4 protein-coding genes are annotated in these 6,241 nt (G+C 66.2%); all 4 read right to left on the bottom strand.

The annotated features are described in order from the left end of the window. Positions 1-17 precede the first annotated feature (17 nt). On the bottom strand, positions 18-788 hold the full coding sequence (gene etfB / locus PPL01S_RS08890; protein ID WP_028625513.1) for an electron transfer flavoprotein subunit beta: 771 nt from the start codon (positions 786-788) through the stop codon (positions 18-20). Between the two features lie 10 nt (positions 789-798). Beyond that, the gene (gene etfA, locus PPL01S_RS08885) at positions 799-2,031 is read right to left on the bottom strand and encodes an electron transfer flavoprotein subunit alpha (RefSeq protein ID WP_028625514.1); all 1,233 of its coding nucleotides are present in this window, start codon (positions 2,029-2,031) and stop codon (positions 799-801) included. Continuing rightward, complete coding sequence (gene dgcB / locus PPL01S_RS08880; protein ID WP_028625515.1) at positions 2,031-3,983, bottom strand: dimethylglycine demethylation protein DgcB; 1,953 nt, start codon at positions 3,981-3,983, stop codon at positions 2,031-2,033. Before dgcB ends, etfA begins: the two co-directional genes overlap by 1 nt. A gap of 182 nt (positions 3,984-4,165) precedes the next feature. Next, positions 4,166-6,226 carry a dimethylglycine demethylation protein DgcA gene (gene dgcA / locus PPL01S_RS08875; RefSeq protein WP_016392224.1) on the bottom strand — a complete coding sequence of 687 codons (2,061 nt, stop codon included), beginning with the start codon at positions 6,224-6,226 and terminating at the stop codon, positions 4,166-4,168. Between the last annotated feature and the right edge of the window lie 15 nt (positions 6,227-6,241).

Here is a 6,241-nt window from a genome sequence, read left to right as displayed (position 1 = left end):
CGATGAGGCCAGTGCGATCAGCGCAAGACCCCCTCCTCCACCAACAACTTCAGAATCGCCTCGGCGCCTTCCTGTGGAGAAACATCCTTCAACACCTTGCCGCCGCCGCCACTGGCCTTGGCTGTCGCCGCCTTCATCCGGTCCGCACCGCTCTTGGCCTTGATCACCTTGAGCCTTTTGGGCCGTGGACGCGCCGGCTGCAGCTCGGCATCCGCCAACAGTTCATCCTCGACAATCGCCACATTCCTCGCCGCCAGCACACCCCGGCGCGCCGGCCCAAACGCGCTCTGGCGCGGCTTGGGCGCGGCGTTATCCACAGTCGCCAGCAGCGGCAGGCGTACCTTCAGCCGACGCCGTTGCCCACGTGGCAATGCTTGCAGCACCTGGGCAGTGCCATTATCGATCGACTCCACTTCGGCCAGCCCCACCACCAGCGGCCAGCCCAGTTTCTCGGCCAGCAGGAACGGCAACATGCCCGATCCTTCGCCAGTCTCTGCCTGGCTGCCGGTGAGTACCAACTGGGCACCGGCATCGCGCAAATAATCACCGAGCACGCCCAACACATCGGCGCCAGCCGGCTGTTCCAGCACGTCGAGATGATCCAGGCCCATGCCCAGGTAAGCCCGCAGCGCCTCTTCCCGCGGGTCGCCGGCATGCACCACCTGCATGTTATCCCCAGCCAGTTGCAAGCCCAGCTCCACGGCGCGGGCATCTTGCTCGGCGCGGCGGGCGCGACCGGAGCTCGGGTGGGCACCAATGGAAACCAGGCTGATGACTTTCGTACTCATGCTCGTGCCCTTATGCCGCGTCGCGCTGACCGCCGCTGCGGAAGTTGTCCACAGCCTCGATCAGTGCCTGGAGAATCGCCGAGCTGTCGCCAATCACCGACAGGTCGGCCCGTTTGATCATGTCGCAGCCAGGGTCCATGTTGATCGCCACCACCTTGTCGCAGGCACCGATGCCCTGCAGGTGCTGGATCGCGCCAGAGATACCCACAGCCACGTAGACACGCGCCGTGACCCAGGTACCGGTGGCACCGACCTGGCGGTTGCGCGGCATGAAGCCGTCGTCCACCGCCACCCGCGAGGCGCCTTCGGTGGCGCCAAGGGCCGCGGTGGCCTTGTGGTAGAGGTCCCAGTCCTTCACCCCGTTGCCGCCCGAGACGATGAACTCGGCCTCGGCCATGGCGATGGTGGCCGGGTCCACGGCTACCGCACCCAGGTCTTCGATACGCGACAGGCTGCGTGCCACGCTTGTGGACAACTCCACCGGCAATGCCTCGTGACGGGTTTCGCTGACCGGCTCGGCACACTCCGCCGCCCCCAGGATCAGCCGTGGAACAGCACGCTGCAGGTCCTGCTGGCCAGCACCGGCACGGCCGATGCACTGGCCATCCCTGACCTGCCAGACCCGCGTCGCCGGGCGTTCGCCCAAGGCCGCGCCGAGGCGCCGGCCCAGTTCGCCGCCACCGCTGCGGCTATCGGGCAACAGCCAGTGACGCGGGGTGAACTGGTTATCCACAGCCCGCAGGCCCTGCACCAACTGCTCCGGTGCATAACCTTCGAATGCCTCGCCCTCGATGACCAGCAGGCGGTCGACCCCGGCTGTGGAAAAGTTGCTTTCCTTGTGCTCCCCGAACACCACGGCCAGCACGGCGCCGTCGTTGCCGGCAAGGCTGTGGGCCAGCCCCAGCAGGTCGCGGTCGTGGCTGCTCAAGCGACCACCGACCATGTCCGGCACCACGGCGATATAAAACGCCGGTGCCGGTACCTGGTGCAGCGGCAGCTGCACCTCGGCCGCTGCCGTGCGCCGCCCACCGACACCCGTACCCTGCTGGGCACCACTGCGGTCGATGCGCTTGAGGCCAGCCGGGCCGATGAAGCCGGCGGCAAGCGCATGGGGATTCTTGCGGATCAGGCCGTTGGGCCCCATCCAGCGGGTCTGTTGCGTCTGCATCGCCGCGTGCAGCGGATGCAGACGGTTACGGGCGATCCACTCGGCGCGTGGATCGCGGCGGATGATGTCGCTCATCAGTGCACCTCCGCAGGTTCACGTTTGACCGTTGGCGACTTTGGGGCCGACGGAGTGTCCTCTTCGATCAGCACATCGGCTACCAGCTCGGCGAGGTCCTTGATCTGTGGGCGTGGTTCGACCACACCTTCGAGCATCGCGGTGCACTGCGGGCAGCCCACGGCCACCAGCTCGGCTTGCGTTTCGCGGATGTCGTCCATGCGCATGTCGGGAATACGCTGCTTGCCCGGGATGTCGGTGATCGGCGCACCGCCACCACCGCCGCAGCAACGCGAGCGGAAGCCCGAACGCTCCATCTCGCGCACTTCGATGCCGAGCGCCTTGAGCACTTCACGGGGCGCTTCGTACTCACCGTTGTAACGGCCCAGGTAGCACGGGTCGTGGTAGGTGACGCTGCCGCCCTTGTGCTGGCCAAGGTTGAGTTTCTTCGCCGCGATCAGCTCGGCGATGTAGGTGCTGTGGTGCTGCACCTGGTACTCGCCGCCCAGCGCGCCGTACTCGTTCTTCAGCACATGGAAGCTGTGCGGGTCGCAGGTGACGATGCGCTGGAACTGGTACTTGGCCAGGGTCTGGATGTTGCGCTTGGCCAGTTGCTGGAAGGTCGCTTCATCACCCAGGCGACGGGCCACGTCGCCGCTGTCGCGCTCTTCCAGGCCGAGCACGGCGAAGTCGACGCCGGAGGCCTTGAGCACCTTCACGAACGACCGCAGGGTGCGCTGGTTGCGCATGTCGAAGGCGCCGTCGCCGACCCAGAACAGCACCTCGGTGGTTTGCACCTCCGAGAGCAGCTTCAGGTTCAGGTCCGCCGCCCAGTTCATCCGCCCGCCTGGGGCAAAGCCGCCCGGGTTGTCGGTGGCGATCAGGTTGTCCAGCACCTCGGCGCCCTTGTTCGGGGTCGCGCCTTTTTCCAGGGTGAGGTGACGGCGCATGTCGACGATGGCATCGACGTGTTCGATCATCATCGGGCACTCCTCGACGCAGGCGCGGCAGGTGGTGCACGACCACAGCGTTTCGGCGTCGACCAGGCCGTTGACGATCGGCTGGTGCGGGTTGCCGCCATGTTCGCCGATCGGCTTGCCAGGGTAAGGGCTGCCGGCGAACTGCGCGTCAGTACCGCCGGCCAGGCCGATGACCATGTCCTGGATGAGCTTTTTCGGGTTCAACGGCTGGCCGGCCGCGAACGCCGGGCACATGGCCTCGCATTTGCCGCACTGCACGCAGGCGTCGAAGCCGAGCAGCTGGTTCCAGGTGAAATCCACCGGCTTTTCCACGCCCAGCGGTGCGTTCGGGTCTTCCAGGTCCAGCGGTTTGAGGCCGGTGGAGCGGCCGCCGCCGAAGCGTTCGGCGCGGCGGTGCCAGGCCAGGTGCAGGGCGCCGGCGAAGGCGTGCTTCATCGGGCCACCCCAGGTCATGCCGAAGAACAGCTCCGACACGCCCCACAGCACGCCCAGGCCCAGCACCGCGACCATCACCCAGCCACCGGTGTTGGCCGGCAGGATGCCGGCGACCGGCAAGGTGGCGATGAAGAAGCTCGCGGAGAACGCCAGCAGGCTTTTCGGCAGGCGCATCCACGGGCCCTTGGACAAGCGCGAAGGCGGGTTCAGGCGCCGTTTGAAGACGAAGATGGCGCCCGCGAACATGATGACCGTGGCCACCAGCAAGGCATAGCCGAGGAGCTTGCTCTGCAGGCCGAAGCCGTGCACCAGGATCGCCAGCACGGCCGACAGCACGAAGCCGCCCGCGGTGGCCACGTGGGTCTTGGACATGTACTTGTCGCGCTCGACCACGTGGTGCAGGTCCACCAGGTAGCGCCGCGGCATGGCCAGCAGGCCGCCGATCAGGTCGACCTTGGAGGCGCGGCCACGCCGCCACATGCGCACCCGGCGCAGAGCGCCGAGCACCGCCAGGCCAAGGGCAGCGAACAGCAGGATGGGTAGAAGGGTGTTCAACATGGGAGGCTCCCACAAACAGCTGGATTCTTGCGCCGCTCTCTAGGGCAGCGCGGACCCCTGTAGGAGCGAGCAGCGCTCGCGATAGCGCCCGATCAGACAACCCGGTTGCCAAGGCTGACGCCATCGCGAGCTATGCTCGCTCCTACAGGGGGGCCAGTCCCGCCTCTACAGAGGCGGTGCGATCAGAAGTCCTTGCACAGGCGCAAGGCGTCGTAGATCGCCGCATGCACGTTGCGCTGGGCCACGCAGTCGCCGATGCGGTACAGCAGGTAGCCCTCGCCCGGCTGGCTGAGGATCGGCTGCGGCTTGATGGCGAACAGCGCCTCCACGTCGATCTGGCCCTTGTTGCGCGAACCGTCCTTCAGCGCGTAGTACAGCTGCTCGTCAGGACGCACGCCGTTCTCCACCACCACCTGGTCTACCACGCGTTCTTCCTTGGCGCCGGTGTACTCGTTCTCGAGCACCGCCACCAGCTTGTCGCCCTCGCGGTAGACCTTCTCCAGCATCATGTCGCCGGTCATGATCACTTCTTTGGGGTACATGCTGCGGTAGTAGGTCGGGAAGGTGGTACCACCCATGGCCACACCGGGCTTGATGTCGTCGGTGACGATCTCGACCTGGCTGCCCTTGTCGGCAATGAAGTCGGCCACGGACATGCCGGTGAACTCGCAGATGGTGTCGTACACCAGCACGTTCTTGCCCGGCGCGACCTTGCCGTCGAGCACGTCCCAGCTGCTGACCACCAGCCCTTCGGCGGCGCCCCAGTGCTCGTTCTGCTCGAGGAACGAATGCCCGCCCACCGCCAGCACGATGATGTCCGGGCGCAGGTCCTGGATGGTCGCGACATCAGCGGCGGTGCCCAGGCGCAGGTCGACCTTCAGGCGCGCGAACTCCAGCTGGTACCAGCGGGTGATGCCGGCGATCTGGTCGCGCTGCGGTGCCTTGGCGGCAATGGTGATCTGCCCGCCGATCTGGTCCTTCTTCTCGAACACGGTCACGTCGTGGCCGCGCTCTGCAGCCACACGAGCGGCCTCCATCCCGGCAGGGCCGGCACCGACCACCACCACCTTGCGCCTGGCCCCGGTGGTCTTCTCGATGATGTGCGGCACACCCATGTATTCACGGGAGGTCGCGGCGTTCTGGATGCACAGCACATCCAGGCCCTGGTACTGGCGGTCGATGCAGTAGTTGGCACCGACGCACTGCTTGATCTGGTCGACCTGGCCCATCTTGATCTTGGCGATCAGGTGCGGGTCGGCGATGTGCGCACGGGTCATGCCGACCATGTCCACGTAGCCGCCTTCGAGGATGCGCGTGGCCTGGTTCGGGTCCTTGATGTTCTGCGCGTGCAGCACCGGGACCTTGACCACTTCCTTGATACCGGCCGCCAGGTGCAGGAACGGCTCCGGCGGGTAGCTCATGTTGGGGATGACGTTGGCCAGGGTGTTGTGGGTGTCGCAACCCGAGCCGACCACGCCGATGAAGTCGATCATGCCGGTGGCGTCGTAGTAGGCGGCGATCTGCTTCATGTCCTCGTGGCTGAGGCCATCGGGGTGGAATTCGTCACCGCAGATGCGCATGCCCACGCAGAAGTCGTCGCCGACCTCGGCGCGCACGGCTTTCAACACTTCCATGCCGAACTTCATGCGGCCTTCGAAGGTGCCGCCCCATTCGTCGGTACGCTTGTTGACCCGCGGGCTCCAGAACTGGTCGATCATGTGCTGGTGCACGGCCGACAGCTCGACGCCGTCCAGACCGCCGTCCTTGGCACGACGCGCCGCTTGCGCGTAGTTGCCGATCACGCGCCAGATCTCCTCCACCTCGATGGTCTTGCAGGTAGCGCGGTGCACCGGTTCACGGATGCCCGACGGCGACATCAGGGTCGGCCAGTTGAAGCCGTCCCAACGCGAGCGACGGCCCATGTGGGTAATCTGGATCATGATCTTGGCGCCATGCTTGTGCATGGCGTCGGCGAGGTTCTGGAAGTGCGGGATGATGCGGTCGGTCGACAGGTTGACCGACGACCACCACTCCTGCGGGCTGTCGATGGCCACCACCGACGAGCCGCCGCAGATCGCCAGGCCGATGCCGCCCTTGGCTTTCTCTTCGTAGTACTTCACGTAGCGGTCGGTAGTCATGCCGCCGTCAGTGGCGTAGACCTCGGCGTGCGCGGTGCTGAGCACGCGGTTGCGGATGGTCAGTTTGCCGATCTGGATCGGCTGGAACATTGCTTCGAATGCCATGACGCTCTCTCCGGC

The sequence above is a fragment of the Pseudomonas plecoglossicida NBRC 103162 = DSM 15088 genome (assembly GCF_000730665.1).
GTDB classification, from domain to species: Bacteria; Pseudomonadota; Gammaproteobacteria; order Pseudomonadales; family Pseudomonadaceae; genus Aquipseudomonas; species Aquipseudomonas plecoglossicida.
This window is presented reverse-complemented; position numbering and strand designations above follow the sequence as displayed.